This is a genomic window from Streptomyces sp. NPDC006294 (genome assembly GCF_042870895.1).
GTDB lineage: Bacteria > Actinomycetota > Actinomycetes > Streptomycetales > Streptomycetaceae > Streptomyces.
In genome coordinates this window covers 156,535-173,680 of record NZ_JBIAHV010000011.1, presented here as the reverse complement: position 1 = coordinate 173,680, position 17,146 = coordinate 156,535, and the positions used below count along the sequence as shown (strand labels likewise).

At 74.2% G+C, this 17,146-nt stretch carries 15 protein-coding genes and 1 pseudogene; 5 read left to right on the top strand and 11 right to left on the bottom strand.

Annotated features, from left to right (window positions below):
• Nucleotides 1-17: 17 nt before the first annotated feature.
• From ACFYOP_RS21120 to ACFYOP_RS21110, 3 genes are all read right to left on the bottom strand, one after another.
• The gene (locus ACFYOP_RS21120; RefSeq protein ID WP_356898206.1) at nucleotides 18-500 is read right to left on the bottom strand and encodes an SRPBCC family protein; all 483 of its coding nucleotides are present in this window, start codon (nucleotides 498-500) and stop codon (nucleotides 18-20) included.
• Nucleotides 501-568: 68 nt separating this feature from the next.
• Nucleotides 569-1,042 carry an SRPBCC family protein gene (locus tag ACFYOP_RS21115; protein ID WP_356898207.1) on the bottom strand — a complete coding sequence of 158 codons (474 nt, stop codon included), beginning with the start codon at nucleotides 1,040-1,042 and terminating at the stop codon, nucleotides 569-571.
• Between the two features lie 7 nt (nucleotides 1,043-1,049).
• Entirely contained in the window at nucleotides 1,050-1,910 is an 861-nt protein-coding gene (locus ACFYOP_RS21110) for a DeoR/GlpR family DNA-binding transcription regulator (RefSeq protein WP_356898208.1), read from the bottom strand.
• 186 nt (nucleotides 1,911-2,096) lie between these two features.
• Between ACFYOP_RS21110 and ACFYOP_RS21105 the strand changes: the two genes are divergently transcribed.
• Entirely contained in the window at nucleotides 2,097-4,553 is a 2,457-nt protein-coding gene (locus ACFYOP_RS21105; RefSeq protein ID WP_356898209.1) for a hypothetical protein, read from the top strand.
• Here the strand turns inward: ACFYOP_RS21105 and ACFYOP_RS21100 are convergent.
• From ACFYOP_RS21100 to ACFYOP_RS21090, 3 genes are all read right to left on the bottom strand, one after another.
• Nucleotides 4,523-6,931: a right-handed parallel beta-helix repeat-containing protein gene (locus ACFYOP_RS21100; RefSeq protein ID WP_356898210.1), complete on the bottom strand. Its 2,409-nt coding sequence runs from the start codon at nucleotides 6,929-6,931 to the stop codon at nucleotides 4,523-4,525. The genes ACFYOP_RS21105 and ACFYOP_RS21100 overlap by 31 nt on opposite strands.
• Before the next feature lie 129 nt (nucleotides 6,932-7,060).
• Nucleotides 7,061-7,669 (bottom strand): hypothetical protein, encoded by a 609-nt coding sequence (locus ACFYOP_RS21095; protein ID WP_356898211.1) that lies wholly within the window; start codon nucleotides 7,667-7,669, stop codon nucleotides 7,061-7,063.
• A gap of 327 nt (nucleotides 7,670-7,996) precedes the next feature.
• A complete protein-coding gene (locus ACFYOP_RS21090) occupies nucleotides 7,997-8,449 on the bottom strand; it encodes a DUF6643 family protein (RefSeq protein WP_356898212.1) in 453 nt (150 codons plus the stop codon).
• Between the two features lie 250 nt (nucleotides 8,450-8,699).
• Between ACFYOP_RS21090 and ACFYOP_RS21085 the strand changes: the two genes are divergently transcribed.
• A complete protein-coding gene (locus ACFYOP_RS21085; RefSeq protein WP_356898213.1) occupies nucleotides 8,700-9,959 on the top strand; it encodes a TerD family protein in 1,260 nt (419 codons plus the stop codon).
• Between the two features lie 87 nt (nucleotides 9,960-10,046).
• Here ACFYOP_RS21085 and ACFYOP_RS21080 read toward each other — a convergent pair whose 3' ends face one another.
• Nucleotides 10,047-11,219, bottom strand: a complete 1,173-nt coding sequence (locus ACFYOP_RS21080; protein WP_356898214.1) for a glycosyltransferase — start codon at nucleotides 11,217-11,219, stop codon at nucleotides 10,047-10,049.
• Nucleotides 11,220-11,277: 58 nt separating this feature from the next.
• On the opposite strand from ACFYOP_RS21080, the gene ACFYOP_RS21075 reads away from it, so the two are divergent.
• The gene (locus tag ACFYOP_RS21075; protein ID WP_356898215.1) at nucleotides 11,278-12,063 is read left to right on the top strand and encodes an aspartate/glutamate racemase family protein; all 786 of its coding nucleotides are present in this window, start codon (nucleotides 11,278-11,280) and stop codon (nucleotides 12,061-12,063) included.
• A gap of 84 nt (nucleotides 12,064-12,147) precedes the next feature.
• A complete protein-coding gene (locus ACFYOP_RS21070; RefSeq protein WP_356898216.1) occupies nucleotides 12,148-12,723 on the top strand; it encodes a hypothetical protein in 576 nt (191 codons plus the stop codon).
• A gap of 16 nt (nucleotides 12,724-12,739) precedes the next feature.
• Here the strand turns inward: ACFYOP_RS21070 and ACFYOP_RS21065 are convergent, their stop codons facing one another.
• Nucleotides 12,740-13,714: an O-antigen ligase family protein gene (locus ACFYOP_RS21065; RefSeq protein ID WP_356898217.1), complete on the bottom strand. Its 975-nt coding sequence runs from the start codon at nucleotides 13,712-13,714 to the stop codon at nucleotides 12,740-12,742.
• Nucleotides 13,715-14,026: 312 nt separating this feature from the next.
• On the opposite strand from ACFYOP_RS21065, the gene lnt reads away from it, so the two are divergent.
• Nucleotides 14,027-15,646 (top strand): apolipoprotein N-acyltransferase, encoded by a 1,620-nt coding sequence (gene lnt / locus ACFYOP_RS21060; protein WP_356898218.1) that lies wholly within the window; start codon nucleotides 14,027-14,029, stop codon nucleotides 15,644-15,646.
• Nucleotides 15,647-15,834: 188 nt separating this feature from the next.
• On the opposite strand, the gene ACFYOP_RS21055 is transcribed toward lnt, so the two are convergent.
• The 3 genes and pseudogenes from ACFYOP_RS21055 to ACFYOP_RS21045 all read right to left on the bottom strand — a co-directional run bounded on the left by ACFYOP_RS21055 (nucleotide 15,835) and on the right by ACFYOP_RS21045 (nucleotide 17,020).
• Complete coding sequence (locus tag ACFYOP_RS21055; RefSeq protein WP_356898219.1) at nucleotides 15,835-16,032, bottom strand: hypothetical protein; 198 nt, start codon at nucleotides 16,030-16,032, stop codon at nucleotides 15,835-15,837.
• A gap of 593 nt (nucleotides 16,033-16,625) precedes the next feature.
• Nucleotides 16,626-16,820 (bottom strand): annotated as a pseudogene (locus tag ACFYOP_RS21050) (hypothetical protein); the annotation flags it as partial.
• Nucleotides 16,817-17,020, bottom strand: coding sequence for a hypothetical protein (locus tag ACFYOP_RS21045; protein WP_356898220.1), 204 nt, complete (start codon nucleotides 17,018-17,020; stop codon nucleotides 16,817-16,819). The pseudogene ACFYOP_RS21050 and the gene ACFYOP_RS21045, both read right to left, overlap by 4 nt.
• Nucleotides 17,021-17,146 lie beyond the last annotated feature (126 nt).

Below are 17,146 nucleotides of genomic sequence, written 5' to 3'. Positions count from 1 at the left end.
GGCCGCCGCCGGGCCGGTCAGGCGCCGGGGGAGCGGGCCAGCCGGCGGTCCAGATTGCGCACGGCGTCCCGGAAGGCGCGGCCCAGTCCCGGCCGGCCGAGCCGCAGCGCGATCCGCAGCGGCGCGGGACCGTCGGCCGCGAACGTCCACCGCAGCCGCGCGCCGTGCGCCGTCGGGGTGATCCGCCACTCCTCCAACAAGGCCCGCAGGCCGGGGGCGTTGGTCTGGTCGACGCGGTACGCGTAGCGGGAGTCGGGCTCCCTGGCGAGCACCGTCTCGGTGAACACCGTGCCGCCCTTCAGCCTGATCTCACGGCCCGCACCGTCGTCCACGGGCCGGGCGGCGGTCACCGCGGTGAACCAGTCCGGCCACCCGGCGACATCGTCGGCGAGCGCCGCGTACAGCGCCTCCGGTGACGCGGAGAGCTGTGCGGAGAAGACCAGGCGCAGCGGTGCGCTCTCCACGAACTCCAGGCCGACCGGACGGAGTTGACGTGCCATGGGGGTACCTCCAGCGGCGAAGGGGGGACCGCACACCATAGCCGCGGCGCGGTCCGATGTCCGCCCCCTCAGCCCCCGCGGGCAACTCCCGTACCGCTTCCCCCGTTTCCGCCGCGAAGGATGCCGTCGAGCGCCCGGCCGAACACGCGCCGGCCCACCCGCGCCACCAGGGGGTCCAGCGCCGACGGCAACAGCGGGAACCGCAGGTCCTCCACCCACAGCACCACAGAGCCCGAGTCCGTCGCGTGCACCTCGATCTCGGCCCAGCCGGTGATCACCCTGCCGCGCTTCTCCAGGCGGCAGCGGCCCGGCCGGCCGGGCGACGGCGGCCGCCAGTCGACGACCTCCATCGGGTCGTCGAAACCGAAGCGGCCGAGCGCGCTGCGCACGACGAACACGGCGCCCACACCGGTGGCCGGCCCGCTCACCGCCTCGACGGCAGTCAACGGAACCTGCGCGGCGTGCGCCGGCCAGTCGGTGACCCGCAGCCAGCACTCGCGGGCGGTCAGCCGCGTCGTCCGGCCGAGACGGAACACGGTCACGGCCGGCTCAGCCTTTCCGACCGTCGTACCGCGGGGCGTCGTCCCCGTCCGGCTCGCCCGCCACCACGAGCCCGGGCAGATGCTCCGCGATCTCCTCCCGTGCCGCCGCCGGCAGACCGGCGTCGGTCACCAGGGTGTCCACCTCCGCGAGGCCGGCGAACGAACTCAGGCCCACCGTCCCCCACTTGGTGTGGTCCGCGACCACCACCACCCGGCGCGCCGCCCGCACCAGACGGCGGTTCGTCTCCGCCTCCGCCAGATTCGGTGTGGACAGGCCCGCCTCCACCGAGATGCCGTGCACCCCCAGGAAGAGCATGTCGAAGTGGAGCGAGCGGATCGCCTGGTCCGCCACCGGCCCCACCAGCGAGTCCGACGGCGTCCGCACACCGCCCGTGAGCACCACCGTCGCGGCCCCGGGACGCCGGCCGCCCGCCGTGCCGGACTGCTGCGCCGAGTGGAACACGTCGGCCACCCGCACCGAGTTGGTGACGACCGTCAGCTCCGGCACCTCCAGCAGATGGTGCGCCAGCGCGTACGTCGTGGTGCCGCCCGACAGGGCGATCGCGCTGCCCGGCGCCACCAGCCGCGCCGCGGCCCGCGCGATGTCCTCCTTCGCGCGCAGCTCGAGCGCCGACTTCGCCTCGAACCCCGGCTCGTGCGTGCTCGGCTCGGCCACCGGCACGGCACCGCCGTGCACCTTCTCGACGACGCCCTGCCGCGCCAGGGCGTCCAGGTCGCGGCGGACCGTCATGTCGGAGACGCTGAGCCTGCGGGTGAGTTCGTTGACCCGCACCCCGCCGCGCCTGCGCACCTCGTCGAGGATCAGAGCACGCCGCTGCTCCGCGAGGAGGTTCTGGTTGTCGCTCACCGCCGGGGCCGGTCCTTCCCGTTCGTCGGATGCCGGCCACGCCGTCTGCCGGGGGCGTGACCAAGGCTTCTCATCCTCGCACGCGTATTGCCCGCCGGGCTCGGGGAGATTCCGTGAGAGCGGTGCGGCGAGCTGCCTCGATCCGCGATTCTGTCGCCATCGTTGCCGAGAGAGGAAGTCACCGCAGTGTCCCCTGCGACCCGGGCGCCGCACAGCGGCGGACCCGCACTCGAGCTGCTCGTCCACGGCGTCGGCGGCGCCACCCCGCAGGACATGCTCGGCGATCCCCGTACGGTGCGGATGACCGGCGACGACAAGGCCGCCGTGTACCGCCGCACCGACGACGCGCAGGCGGAGGACGACCCCGCCGCCTACCGCGACCGGCCCATCCCCGAGGCGTACTGCTGGTCCAACCTCACCTCCGGCAACGGCGCCCGCGCGCTGTGGCTGCTGCTGCTCCCGTTCATGGTCGTCAACCTCGCGCACTGGATGAGGCCCCGGGCCGCCGGGATGCGGCGGACCACCCGGCTCTACGGGGTGCTGGTGCGCCTGGTCGCCCTCAGCCTGACCGTGCTGCTGACGGCCGCCGCCTGCGAGGTCGCGCTCGACCTGCTGGCCTGGCAGTGCGCCGGGTCGGCCGCGTGCAGCGGCGACCGGTCCTGGCTGGGCTTCATGTCCGCCGCGCAGGGCGGCTGGTGGTCGCAGCCGGGACGCCGGCTGGCGCTCGCCGCCGCGGTGCCCGCCGCGCTGGTGGGGCTGCTCTGGTACCTGTCCAACCGCACCTGGAGCGCGTACGAGTCGCAGCGCCCGCCGACCGGGGACGTATCGAGCGACCCCGAGACGGACGAGGACGACGCCGAGCATGAAGAGGCGGCGGCGCCGGCCGTACGGCCCGCGCTGGGCCGGCCCGGATTCTGGTACGGCCGGCGGCTCGTCGCCCGGCTGCGTGCCGCCCACACGGCCGCCGGGCTGCTCACCGTCGCCGCCGCGGTCGCCGGGGCCGCCGCCCGCTATGACCGCGCCGCGCAGCACACGCTGCTGAAGATCTGCGGCGTGCTGCTGGAGGGGGCGCTCGTCGCGGGCGCGCTCGCCGTGCTGTGGGTGGTCTGCCACCGGGGACGCAGCGAGCGGCGCGTCGACGCCCGCCTGGACCGGGCCGCGGTCCGCGGCCTGCCCGGCGCGGGCCTGGTGCTGCTCGCCCTGTCGCTGCTCTACGCCTCCTGGTCGCGCCCCGGCTGGGCGTCGAGCGCCACCCTGCCCGGCGAAGTCGCCTTCCGCGTCATCGTCCTGGCCCAGGGCGGGCTCGTCGTCGCCCTCGCCGTCGCCGCCTGGCTCCTGCACCGCCGGGCGCGCCATCCGCGGACCGTGCTGCACGGGCTCGGCGGGCCGGCCGTCGCCATGCTCGCCTGCGCACTCGGCGGGGTGATGACCGGCGGAGTGGCGCAGCGGGTCGCGGACTGGATCGACGGGCCGGGCACCCCGGGGATGGACGGCGAGGGCGCCATCCCCGGGCCGCCGGTGCTGCTGAGCTGGCAGGCGTCCGTCATCCCCGTGCTGCTGGCGGTGCTGCTGGTCCCCGCGCTGCTGCTCCTCGTCCGCACGTGGCTCGCCGCCCGCCGGCTCGCGCCGCTGGTCGAGGCGGAGTACTTCGACGGCACCCCCGGCGAGGGCCGCCGCGACGCGGTACGCACCCGCCGGATCGCGAGCACCCGCGCCCGCGCCGCACTCACCGACGTCGCACCCCTGATGGTCGGCGTGGTCTCCGGCGCGACCCTGCTGCTGGGCGCCGGGGCCCTCTGCGGCGCCTGGCTCACCGGTGAGGTGCCCGGCCGCTCCTTCGCGGACGGCGGCCCCGCCGAACCGGCGGCCCGGGCCGCGCAGGCGCTCGGGTCATGGCTGGTCGGCTTCGGCTTCATACTGTTCGTCACCATGGGCCGCCGCGCCTACCGCGACGCCTCCGCCCGGCGCACCATCGGCATCCTGTGGGACGTGGGCACCTTCTGGCCGCGCGCCGCACACCCCTTCGCGCCGCCCTGCTACGCCGAGCGGGCCGTACCCGATCTGACCTGGCGGATGTGCACCTGGACCGCGCGGACCGGCGGCCGGCTGGTGATCTCCGGCCACTCGCAGGGCAGTGTGCTGGCCGCCGCCGCCGTGTGGCAGCTTCCCGTGGCCACCCGACGGCGGGTGGCGCTCCTGACGTACGGATCGCCGCTGGAGCGGCTCTACGGGCGGTGGTTCCCCGCGTACTTCGGGCCGAAGGCGCTCCTCGGACTCAGCACGGAGCTCGACTGCTGGCGCAATCTGTGGCGGCACACCGATCCGATCGGCGGACCGATGCTGATCGCCGGCGAGCGGACCCGAACCGCTGCGGGCCGTGAGGGCCCGCACCCGGGCGCCGCCTGCGAGCAGGCGCACCCCGGCGCCGCCTGCGAGGACCCGACGGACGTCGACCGGGCGGCACTCAACGACCCTGTCGTCTACGGGCGTTCGGAGCGCCATCCGCTGCCCGAGCCGATCCTCGGCCACTCCGACTACCGGGCCGACCCGATGTTCGCCGAGGAGCGGGCGGCGCTGCTCGACCGGCTCGTGCCGGTCGTGCCCCGGCAGGCTCAGGGCAGTTCGGGCAGATCGTCGGCGTAGAGCAGGGTCAGGTCGTCGGTGCTCATCTCCGCGAGCGCGGCGACCCGCCCCGCGTGCCGCTCCACCATCGACTCGAACGTCTGGCGCGCGGTGCGGCCGTTGCCGAAGGCGGGCCCCTTGGGCAGGGCCGTGAAGTACTTCAGCAGCGCCTCGCCGGTGCCCGGGGCGAGCCGGTACTCATGGTCCTCCGCCTGCTGCTCGACGATCCGCAGCAGCTCCTCGGGGTCGTAGTCGCTGAAGGTGATGGTCCGTGAGAAGCGGGAGGCGACACCGGGATTGACGGCGAGGAAGCGCTCCATCTCCGCCGTGTAGCCGGCGACGATGACCACCACGGACTCGCGGTGGTCCTCCATCAGCTTCACCAGGGTGTCGATGGCCTCCTTGCCGAAGTCCCGGCCCGAGTCCTCGGGTGACAGGGCGTACGCCTCGTCGATGAAGAGCACACCGCCGCGCGCCCGGTCGAACGCCTCCTGGGTGCGGATCGCGGTGGAGCCGATGTGCTCGCCGACCAGGTCCACCCGGGAGACCTCGACCAGGTGCCCGCGCTCCAGCACGCCGAGGGAGGCGAGGATCTCGCCGTACAGCCTGGCGACCGTCGTCTTGCCGGTGCCGGGGGAGCCGGTGAAGACCAGGTGGCGGCGGACGGAGGCTGCCTTCAGCCCGGCCTCCTGGCGGCGCCGGCCGACCTCGATCATGTTGGTGAGGGTGCGGACCTCGCGCTTGACGCTGTCCAGGCCCACCAGGGCGTCGAGTTCACCGAGGACCGCCGCGGAGTCGCGGGCCGGCTCGCTCCCGGGGACGGGGTCCGCGGCCGGGGTCTGCACGGGGATGGCGGTCAGCAGCCCGGGGGTGGTGGTCCTGGTCGCCGTCAAGGTGGCCGTGGCCGGCTCCGTCCCCGGGCGCGGGACCCCGCTCTCGTCGCTGGTGCAGTCCTCCACGACCGGGCCGTCCTCCTCGCCCAGCTCGTAACCGCCGCGGGCGCACCGCTCGGTGCGGCAGTGGCTCAGCGCCGTGCGGCAGCCGTCCATCACATGGAAGCCGTAGCCGCCGCTGCCCGTGACCCGGCAGCCGCGGAAGGTGCCACGGCCCTCGGCCGACACGTAGAAACCGGCCTCGGCGGGCGAGGTGACCGTGCAGCGCTCGATCAGCGGGTCGGCGCCCTTGGTGACGATCACACCGGTCTGCGCACCGTCCACGGTGCAGCCGCCCAGGGTGCCGCCGCTGCCGTGGTCGCGGAACCAGGCGCCGGTGGAGACCTCGCGGATACGGCAGTCGTCGAGCTGCGCCGTGGCGCCGTCGCTCACCGAGACGGCGGTGTTGCGGACCTGCGAGAGGTCGCTGTCGACGACGTCGACGCGCGAACCGCGGTCCAGGACGAAGAGCGCGTCGGGCACGTCGTGGACCCGGCAGGAGTCGAGAACGGCCGTCGCGCCGTCGCTGACCCACACCGCCGGGTAGTCGCCCGTACTGTCGTGGATCTCGCACTGGTTGGCGTCCACCCGGGTACCCGGGTCCCACACCGACAGGCCGTTGCGGCCGAAGCGGCGCACGGTGGACCGGGTGAGGGTCAGGACGGAGCGGGACCGCAGATCGATCGCGTTCTCCGGGATGTCGTGGATGTCGCAGTCGGAGAGCGTGAGGACCGCGTCGGTGTCGAGCGTGACACCGTCGGCCGTGGTGCGGTGCACGGAGGAGTCGGTCAGATGGGCGCCGGCGCGGGACGCGATCTGGACGCCCGTGCCCTTGATCTCGTACACCTCGCAGCCGATCGCCTCCAGGCCGCTGCCCTCGCCGGTCACGCTCAGGCCCGCGCCGGAGGCGTGGTGCACCCGGCAGCGCTCGAGCCGTGGATGCGCCCCCGAGTGCACCGACACACCGGACTGACCGGCGCACACCACCTCGCACTCCTCGAACACACCGCCCGCGCCGTCCAGTACGCCGATGCCGACGCCCGCCGGATTGTCGATCGTGCAGCGGCGGACCGTGGGCCGCGCGGCGCCGCGCACCTCGAGGCCGACCGCGGAGCGGGTGACGATCCGCAGGTCCATCAGCTCAGGGGTGCCGTCCTCGACGAGCAGGGCCGGGGCGGCCGTGTCCTGGCCCTCCACATGGAGGTCCCGCACGGTGGCGGAGGCGCGCACGGTCAGGGGCACTCCGTCGGCGGGCGCGATGCGCACCGAGCCGGCCGAGCCCTCGGGGCCGCGCAGCGTGACGGCGCGCCGGACGACGAGATTCTCGCGGTAGGTGCCGGGGGCCACGGTGAGGACGTCGCCGTCACCGGCGGCCTCCAGAGCAGCGGCGAGAGAGGGGTACTCGCCTGTGCGGCGCCGCCACCGCGAGGTACCGGTGTGCGTCACCTGGACCGTGCCCTGTGCCATCGTGCTGCTCTGCCCCCACCTCGTGATCCGTACAACGCCGCGCCTCTGCGGGGGACGCGTCCCGAACCCCGAACGGGGTCGCACCACCGTAGCGCGCGAGGCGTGCGCGAGTTGACGGGACGTGGCAGGTCAGTTTCCGGCCCCGGCCCGCCCCCAGTCCGGACCCACGGCGGCCCAGGCCCGGTCCAGGTCCGCGTGTCTGCGGCGCACGAGCCGCCACAGGGCCAGCCTCCTGGCGCATTCGAGAAGCAGACCCCAGACCAGTGCGGCCCCGACGCCGGCGAGCGCGGCATGCACCTTGGCGGTGGCGGGGTCCATCGGGCGGGGCACACTTCGGCCGGAACCGTCCGTCCACACGCGGAAGGTGTCGCCGGGGCGCGGCGCGGGCAGGGGGGCCGGGAGGTGGCCGGTGTGCCGACTGCCGTCGGGGGCGGTCCACTTCGCCCTGACCACGGTGCGCCGCTCGTCCGCCGCGACGGTCTCGGGGTCGAAGGCGGCGGGCCGCGGCCGTGTCACCGGGCCGAGGACCGTGGCGGTCGTGACATGGCGCTGCATCCGCTGGACCCGGATCGCCTGGCGCAGCGACTCCTCGGCCAGCGCGCCGGCGACCCAGCCGGCGACCGGGGCGGTCAGGACGATGAGCAGGGCGGCCGCGAGCGCGAGCCATGCCTCGTAGAGATCCGTCGCACGCCGCAGGGGGTTGCGGCGCCAGCGCCAGATGCCGACCGCTGCCCGCACGTGACCGGACCCCCTTCCCGTTCTGCGGCTGCCCGGTTCGGGACGCACAGCCGCGAATGCCGCGAAGAGGGAGGAGTGTCGCCCCTGCGAGCCCTCTTCGCGCACTGACCAACGAGCCTGCCACCACGGTGGGTTCCCCGGTCGGGGAAACATTCTCCGACAAGTGGGCAGGCCGCCGGGCGCGTACGGGACGGTCGGAAGCGTTCAGTCGCGGGCGCTCAAGCAGGCGCGCGGCCGGAAAGGTGTACGGGTGGGGCGGCGGCCGGTCCGTACCTCCGCGCCGGAGCACTCTCCGGACGGGCCGCCGTCATCGGTGGTCGTCGCGACTCAGTACCCCCGCCCCTGGTACGGGCGGTTGTACGGGTCCTCGTAGGGAGCCGGAGCCGGGGCGGGGCGCGCCGCCGCCGGCCGCATGGCCTCGTACCCGGCGGGCGCGGGGCGCGGCGGCTGGGACTGGTACTGCTGCGGTCCGGGGTAGCCCCGGGGAGGGGCCGGCTGCTGCGGGATGTACGGCGCGGGCGCCTGCTGCAGCGGTACCGGCTGATGCTGCATCGGCTGCGGATAGCCGTACGACTGGGCGGACGGAGCCGCCGGGAGGGCGGGGAGGGCCGCGGGGAGCGCCGGCAGATAGCTGCTGCCGGTGTCGTATGCGGCGGGCACTCGGATCGGGGCGATCTGAGGCGTGCCCCGCTCCGCGACCAGGGAGTCGTAGATCGGGGTGTCGGGAAACGCCGGCGCGGAGTAGTAACCGCCGCCGTAAGTGGCGCGGGGGGAGGTCATGGCACATAAGTTAAGCCCACGATGTGCTGGTTGGGGAGTCCGACAAGAGGGTTGTTTCAGCAGCTGTGAGTGGCCACGGTTCACTAATGTGAGCGAACTTGATGAAATCGGGCCTCGCGGCATCTCATGATCGTGTAAAGGGCAAGCTAGGAGGGGGTTACCCACGGGTCGGCCCCTCCGCGGGGATGAATGCGGAATAGGTTGACGATGAATGAACTTCCGGGCGCACCGAACCTCGATGGGGGCGAGCATGTCCATGCTTAAGGGAGCGAACACTCCGGTATCCGCGCGGAGCGTCCGTGTGGAGCTCGGCTGGCGCTCCGGACCGGGGGTGCCGGACGTCGACGCGTCGGCGCTCCTGCTGGCGGCGGGGAAGGTCCGCTCCGACAGCGACTTCGTTTTCTACAACCAGCCGTCGCACGCCTCCGGAGCGGTCCGGCACGAAGGCAAGCGGACGGCGGACGGCGCCGTGACCGACGTCGTCGCGGTCGACCTCGAGCGGGTCGAGAGCGCCATCGAGCGGATCGTGCTGGCGGCCTCCGTCGACGCGCGCACCTTCGGGCAGGTGCCCGGACTGCACATCAGGGTGCTCGATGCCGGCTCCGGGGTCGAGATCGCCCGGTACGACAGCCAGGACGCCACGGTCGAGACGGCCTTCGTGCTCGGCGAGCTCTACCGGCGGCAGGGTGCCTGGAAGTTCCGCGCCGTCGGCCAGGGCTACGGGACCGGACTCGAGGGCCTCGCCACCGACTTCGGCATCTCGGTGGACGAACCGCAGCAGGCGCCCGCGGCCCCCGCCCCGGCAGCGGCCCCGGTGGCTCCGGCCGCCGCCCCGCCCCCGCCGGCGGCACCGCCCGCCGCGCCGCCGACGCCGGTCCGCCTCACCAAGGTGACGCTGACCAAAGAGGCGCCCACCGTCTCCCTGGCCAAGCAGGGCGGCACGTCCGGCGCCCTGCGGGTCAACCTCAGCTGGCAGGTGCGCAAGCAGTTCCAGGGCTGGGGCGCCAAACTGGGCCGCGCGGTGGCCATGCACGGCGACCTCGACCTCGACCTGTGCGCGCTGTACGAACTCTCCGACGGGCGCAAGGGCGTGGTGCAGGCCCTCGGCAACGCCTTCGGCGCGCTGAACCAGCCCCCGTTCATCCACCTCGACGGGGACGACCGCACGGGCGGCACCCCGGGCGAGAACCTCACCGTCAACCTCGACCATCTGCAGCACATCCGCCGCGTCGTCATCTTCGTGACCATCTACGAAGGCGCCCGCAGCTTCGCCGACCTCGACGCGACCGTGACCCTGCAGCCTCAGCACGGCGCGGCGATCGACTTCTCCCTCGGCGAGTGCACCGTCCCCTCCACGGTCTGCGCCCTGGCGCTGATCACCAACACCGGCTCCGACCTCGTCGTGCAGCGCGAGGCCCGCTTCCTCGTCCCGCAGCGCGGTGTGAGCCCGCAGCGCACCGTCGACCAGGCCTACGGCTGGGGCATGAACTGGACCCCCGGGCGTAAATGACGCCCGGGCGGTCACGCTCGCGGTGGCCCGCGCCTTCAGCCGCGCCGGCGGCCCCGCCGCCCTCGCACGGCGCGGGCCGCCGGCGCGTCAGGCGTCGCCGGCGACCTCCGGCGCCCCATACGTCCGGCCCTTCCACGCCGCGCCCCGCCCCCGGTGGTGCCGCACCGCGGAGTCGACCGTCATCAGCAGATACAGCACCGCCGTGAAGGGCAGGGTGAGGGCCAGCAGCGGGGACTGCCGGTAGTACCGCAGCATCGGCAGGTACGTGCCCGCCATCACCGCCCACGCCACCGCCCCGGCCCAGGCGGCCGCCTGGTCGTGCGTGAACAGCCCGGCCACGAGTGCCGCCGGCGGCACGAGATACACCAGTGCCAGCCCCGCGACGGTGGCCACGAGCAGCGGCGGGCTGTGGCGCAGTTGGGCGTAGGCGCTGCGCGACACCATCTGCCACAGGTCCGCCAGCCTCGGATACGGACGCACGCTGTCGACCCGGTCGGCGAGCCCGAGCCAGATCCTGCCCCCGGTCCGGCGCACCGCGCGCGCCAGCGAGACGTCGTCGATCACCGCCTGGCGGATCGCGTCCGGGATCCGGGCCCGTGCCGCGGCCTCGGTGCGCAGCAGCACACAGCCGCCGGCCGCCGCGGCGGTCCTGGAACCGGCCTTGTTGATCCGGCGGAACGGATAGAGCTGGGAGAAGAAGTAGACGAAGGCCGGCACGACCAGCCGTTCCCAGCCGCTCGCCACCCGCAGCCGGGCCATCTGGGACACGAGATCGAGGCCGCCGGTCCGCGCGGCGGCCACGAGCTCCCGCAGGCTGTCGGGCGCGTGCGCGATGTCGGCGTCGGTCAGCAGCAGGTACTCGGGATCGCGTTCCCGTGCGGCGGCGATGCCGTGCCGCAGGGCCCACAGCTTCCCCGTCCAGCCCGGCTCCGGCTCCCCGGGGGCCACCAGCCGCAGCGGCAGACCCCCGTGGCGCGCGGCGAGCGACCGGGCGAGCTCCCCGGTCCCGTCGCCGCTGCCGTCGTCGACGAGGACGATCTCCGCCCGCCCCGGATAGTCCTGGGCGAGCAGGGTCGGCAGGCTCAGCGGCAGCACCTCCGCCTCGTCCCGCGCGGGGACGACGACGGACACATCCGGCCAGCGGTCCGGGCTCTCCCGATGCGGCAGCCGCTGGTCCGTCCGCCAGAAGAAGCCCTGGCCGAGCAGCAGCCATCCCCAGGCGGTCAGTGATCCCACGGCGATCCAGGCAAGGGCGCTCATCCGCCGCAGTCTGCCGCACGGAAGCCGGGTCGCGGCGGCGGTCGACTATGGTGACCGGGTGAAGATCGCGCTCATGGATTCCGGTATCGGCCTGCTTCCGGCGGCCGCCGCTGTGCGCACGCTGCGCCCCGACGCGGATCTGGTCCTGTCCTGCGACCCCGACGGAATGCCCTGGGGCCCGCGGACGCCGGACGACCTGGCCCAGCGCGCCCTCACAGTGGCACGCGCGGCCGCCGGCCACCGTCCCGACGCGCTGATCGTCGCCTGCAACACCGCCTCCGTGCACGCCCTGCCCGCGATCAGGGCGGCACTGGAACCGGCGCTCCCCGTGATCGGCACGGTGCCGGCGATCAAGCCCGCCGCGGCCGGCGGCGGCCGGGTGGCGATCTGGGCGACCCCGGCGACCACCGGCAGCCCGTACCAGCGCGGCCTCATCGAGGAGTTCGGCGGGGCGGCCGACGTGACCGAGGTGCCCTGCCCGGGCCTCGCCGACGCCGTGGAGCAGGCGGACGAGGGCGCCATCGACCGGGCCGTGACCGCGGCGGCCGCGCTCACCCCCCGCGACGTACGGGCCGTCGTCCTGGGCTGCACCCATTACGAACTGGTCTCCGAGCGCATCCGGGCCGCCGTCCAGCAGCCGGACCGGCCGCCCCTGGTGCTGCACGGCTCCGCCGGCGCGGTCGCCGCGCAGGCACTGCGTCGGATGGGAGCGCGGCCCGCGCCCGACGCGACGCCCAGCAGCCTGCTCACGGTGCTGCTCAGCGGGACGGAATCGACCCTGCCGGCCGAGGCGCTGAACTACGCGGAAGGCCGTCTGCTGCCGTCCGTCACCCCCGCGCGCTGACGTCGGACACGAGGGCTGCCGGCCGTTTCGCCCGCTTTCGCCGCTGCAGTACTCGTTGTCCGGTTGGTGGGTAGTGTCCTAGTCATGAGGCACCACTTCGGCCACGAGGAGCGCGGCTCGGAACCCCCTCCGGAGGTCTGGACCGGCCGGGCGACCAACCGCATGCAGTGGCTGCTCGCGGTCGCGGGCGCCGGTTGTCTGGCCCTCGGCGCCCAGCTGGCGGCCGACGCCGACTGGACCACGGGCATCGCCGCGCTGCTCATGGCCGTCATCGGCTGCTTCGCGGCCGGCATCATGATCCTTTACGGCACGCTCGCCTTCGTGCACGTGGCGGTCAGGATCGACAGGTACGCGCTGGACGTGCGCTGCGGCCACGTCGGCGTGCCGCGCCGGCACATCCCCCTCTCCCATGTGATGAGCGCCGACTTCACGTCCAAGGTGACACCGCGCCAGTGGGGCGGCTGGGGCTGCCGCTGGCGACCCGAGCGGGGCACCGCGGTGGTCGTGCGGCGCGGGGAGGGCCTGGTCGTCACCCTGAACGACGGCGGCACGTTCACGGTGACCGTCGACGACGCGGCGACCGCGGTGCGCGTCCTCCGCGCCCGGCTGGCCCAGACGGAGCGGAAGACGGGACAGGCGGACGGGGCCACCCAGCTCTGAGAACGGCCGGGCCCGGCTATGCGCCGCTCCTGCCCGTCCCCGGGCTCGCCGTGGCCAGACCCGCGAGCAGCCCCGCCCCGGCCGTCACCGGCGCGAAACTCAGCGCGTTGCCGACGCAGGCGAGCACCGCCAGTGCCGTCAGCGCGCCCGCCGCGCTCAGCACCACGGACGCCGGGCGGGGCGAGCGCCACATCCCGTAGAGGATCCAGGTGAAGGCCGCCGCGAGGAGCGCGACGCCGACCGCGCCCTGTTCCGACGCCTGCTGGAGCAGGGCCGAGTGCGGCTTGCCGTGCGAGTGCGCCGACCGGGCGGACGTGGGGCTCAGCCGGCCGAAGCGCGCCGGACCGACGCCCCGTACCGGGTCCTGTGCCGCCAGCGTGGCCGCGTCCCGCCACAGGGCCACCCTGTCGGGCGTGAGCGGCGCCTCCACAGAGGCGGCGAGCCCGGTGGGCAGGGCGTCCTCGGCCACGGCCCACGAGGCGCCCGCCACGACGCCCGTGGCGAGCGCCAGCGTCACGAGGCACGCGGTGCGCCGGTGCGTCCGGACCGTTGCGAGCGACCAGAGGAGCACCGCCAGGCACGCGACGAAGGCGGGCACGGAGCCGAGAGCGAGGGCCGCGCAGGTCACGGCGAGCGCGAGCAGCCGGGCCGCCGACCGCGCGGACGCGGAACGGGCGGCGGCCGCCGCGCAGCACGCGGCACCGGCGGCGAGCACCAGGAGCGCGGCCACGGCGCCCGCGTGACCCGGCGGTGTGCCCGCGCCGGCGAAGGTCCCCGGCACGCCGTCGCGGGACGCGACCGCCAGGGCGAGGGCGCCCAGCGCGGCGGCCGCGAACGCGCCCGCCGGGAGGACGGACCCGCACAGCCGCCCGCAGGCATACCCCGCCGTGACGGCGAACACGGCGAGCAGCACACCCTCCGGCCTGCCGTCCCGGCCGGCAGCGCTGACCAGTGACCAGACGGCACAGCCGGCCAGGACGACGACACCCATCGCGTCGGGACCGCTTCCGCGTTGCCCGCCCGTGGGCGGTCCGCCCGCTGGATCCATCCCGTGGCCCCCCGACCGTGACGGGCCCCGCGCGTGGACACGGCGGGCACAAGCCGACCGCCGACCGCTCCGCGGCAGCCGGAACCGACCTGAAACAGCTCCGGGCGCGCAGGACTGGCGCACACGTTAACGGTCGCTCCGCGGGTGTGCGGGGGAATCACGAAGAAACGTTGCTGCTCGGCGGGCCCGGCGCGGCCGTGCCCCTCGGCCGACGCGACTGCGCCCTCCACAGATCCCCGCCGTAGACTCCGCCAGGTGAGCGCCACCATGACCTCCGCCGACACCCCAGGGCCCGCGGCCGCCCCGGGCCGACCGCTGCTGCGCCGGCTCGTACGTCCCGGCGCGGCCGCGCTCAGCGGCCTGCTCCTCTTCGCGAGCTTCCCGCCGCGCCCGCTGTGGTGGCTGGCCTTCCCGGCGTTCGCCCTGCTCGGCTGGACGCTGCGCGGCGGCCGGCCGCGGTCCGCGTTCGGGCTCGGCTACCTCGCCGGACTCGGATTCCTGCTCCCGTTGCTGATCTGGACGGGCGAGGAGGTCGGCCCCGTGCCGTGGCTGGCCCTGGTCGCGGCCGAGGCCCTGTTCGTCGCGCTCGCCTGCACGGGCATCGCAGCCGTCTCCCGGCTGCCCGCCTGGCCGGTGTGGGGCGCCGCCGTCTGGATCGCCGGAGAGGCGGCCCGCGCCCGGGTGCCGTTCGGCGGGTTCCCCTGGGGCAAGATCGCGTTCGGACAGGCGGACGGGTTCTTCCTGCCGCTCGCGGCCCTGGGCGGCACCCCCGTGCTCAGCTTCGCGGTCGTGCTCTGCGGCTTCGGCCTCTACGAGACCGCACGCCAGGCGGTCGCCCACCGCGGCGCCGCCGTCCGCCGCACCGCCGCCACGGCCGCGCTGCTCTCCCTGCTCGTCCCCGTCGCCGCCGCCCTGGCCTCCCGGCCGCTGGTCGACGCCTCCGCGCAGGACGGCACGGCGACGGTCGCCGCCATCCAGGGCAACGTGCCCCGGCTCGGCCTCGACTTCAACGCCCAGCGCCGCGCCGTCCTCGACAACCACGCCGCGCGGACCGAGCAGCTTGCCGCGGACATCGAGGCGGGCAAGGAGCCCCGGCCCGACTTCGTGCTGTGGCCGGAGAACTCCTCCGACCTCGACCCGTACCGCAACACGGACGCCCGGCGGGTCATCGACGAGGCGGTGCAGGCCATCGGCGTGCCGACCGTCGTCGGCGCCGTGCTCACGCCCGAGACCGGCAAGCTCCGCAACACCCTGATCGAGTGGGACCCGCAGCGCGGGCCGGTCGACACCTACGACAAGCGGCACGTCCAGCCGTTCGGCGAGTACATCCCGATGCGTTCCGTCGTACGGATCTTCAACGACGACGTCGACCGGGTCCGCCGCGACTTCGGGCCCGGCCACGAGGTCGGCGTCTTCGACCTGGCCGGTACGAAGGTCGGACTCGTCACCTGCTTCGAGGCCGCCTTCGACGACGCCGCGCGCGACACCGTCACGCACGGCGCGCAGCTCATCTCGGTGCCGAGCAACAACGCCACGTTCGGGCGGAGCGAGATGACCTACCAGCAGCTGGCGATGTCCCGGGTGCGGGCCGTGGAACACAGCCGCTCCGTGGTCGTGCCGGTCACCAGCGGCGTCAGCGCCGTCATCCTGCCCGACGGCGAGATCGTCGAGCGGACGGGGATGTTCACGCCCGGCGCCCTGGTCGCCGAGGTGCCGCTGCGCTCCTCGCTGACCCCCGCGACCCGGCTCGGCGCCGCGCCCGAGCTGGCGCTCGTGCTGCTCGCCGCGGGCGGCCTGGGGGCGGTGGCGCTCGGCGCCGTACGGGAGCGGCGGCGGCGTACGGCGGACGCGGAGCCGGCGGGCGACGCGGCGTAGGCCCGGCCCCGGCGCACCCTGCGGTGGGCCCCACACCTCTTTCCGGGGTGCCGCTCTGGCTCCGATCCGGTTCCGGGCGGCCATCGCCGCCTGAGCCCACCCTCCCGCCGCACAGGAGACCGCTCCGGGCACCGAGCAGCCGAGGCGGCTTCTGCGTCCAGGGAGAGCGACGGAGACCCCACGACGGCCTACGCGGCCCTGGGCGGCTCCTGGTCGTCCGCCCGGGGCGGCTGCTCGGGGCTCTTGAAGCGCTGCCACGAGTCGCGGGCACGCCCGGCCGACTCGATCACGTCCGGGACCTGGTCCAGCAGGCCCTTCAGAGCGAAGAGCAGCACGGAAGCCACGCCAGCGATGGCGAGAATGACGATGATGGCGGTGCCGTCCACCGATCCTGACCTTCCCTGTCATGGGTCGGATCGGGTGCGCAGGCAGCCTCGATCCGAACCCTACGGTTCGGACCGAGACACCCGCGCGAGATGCGGCGCGCAAATGTTCTCGGGTGGGCCGATGTTCCTGGCCCGGGTCGTGCGGTCGTGCGGTCGTGCCCTACCCATCAGCCCGGGATCTTGACTGACATCGTCGGCGCGGCGGCTGCGAATAGCACCGTGCCCAGTCACTTAGGCTGACGCTGTCCTGCCCTCCCGTTTCACCGGGGCGCACAGGTGCGCGGGGCTGGTTCACCCTCTGCTGCGGATGCTACCTCAAGTCGGCAAACAACTGTGCCCCATCCCGGTCGAGTTGGGATGGGGCACAGCGGCTGGGTGAGGAGGCGTCACCCGGTGGGGGTGCAGCGGTGGTGGGGACAACTGCAACAGCGCACGAGCAGAATTCCCCCACCGTGCGGTAACGGCACGTCCTTGGTCCGGCGGCATTCGTCGTGCAGGTCCTTGTACTCCGGACGCTGGGCCAGGGCACATTCGGCAGACATGGTCGAGGTGTCCGGGCTCATCAGAAGATGCCGCCGCTGCTGGCCGAGTTCAGAGCGCGCGTTCGCTCCTGAGCGCCCACTCAGTCGCTCCTCATCTGTGGCACGACGGACGTGAGCGGGGTCGGCGTCCCACTCACGTCCGCCCGTCACCGGCCGAAGCTGCACCGCCGGACCGACGTGGCCCATGACGTAGCCGAGCTTGTTGCTCTCGGTGTCGACGACCAGCGCGCCCTCCGGCGGGTTCACTCCCTGCCTCCTCGCTGGAGGGCTTCGGCCAGGTGAGCGGCCACGTCGGGGCGCACCCGCCCCAGTTCAACCAGCCGCAGTTGCGGGGAAGCGGCGTCAACCGCGAGCGAGTGAAGGACGATCCCGACTCCGCTCAGCGCTTCCCTCACGGACTCCACCGCCGCGAACGGGTCGATGTCCTGCTGTTTCTTGGTCGCCATGAACCGGACGCTAGAAGTGGGCAGTTGCCCGGCGATATGCTGTTTTCTCGAATTTGCTCGACGTGCTACCGAGATTGCTCGGGCTTTCTCCTGGACCCTGCCTGATCCCGTAGAACCGAGCCGGAG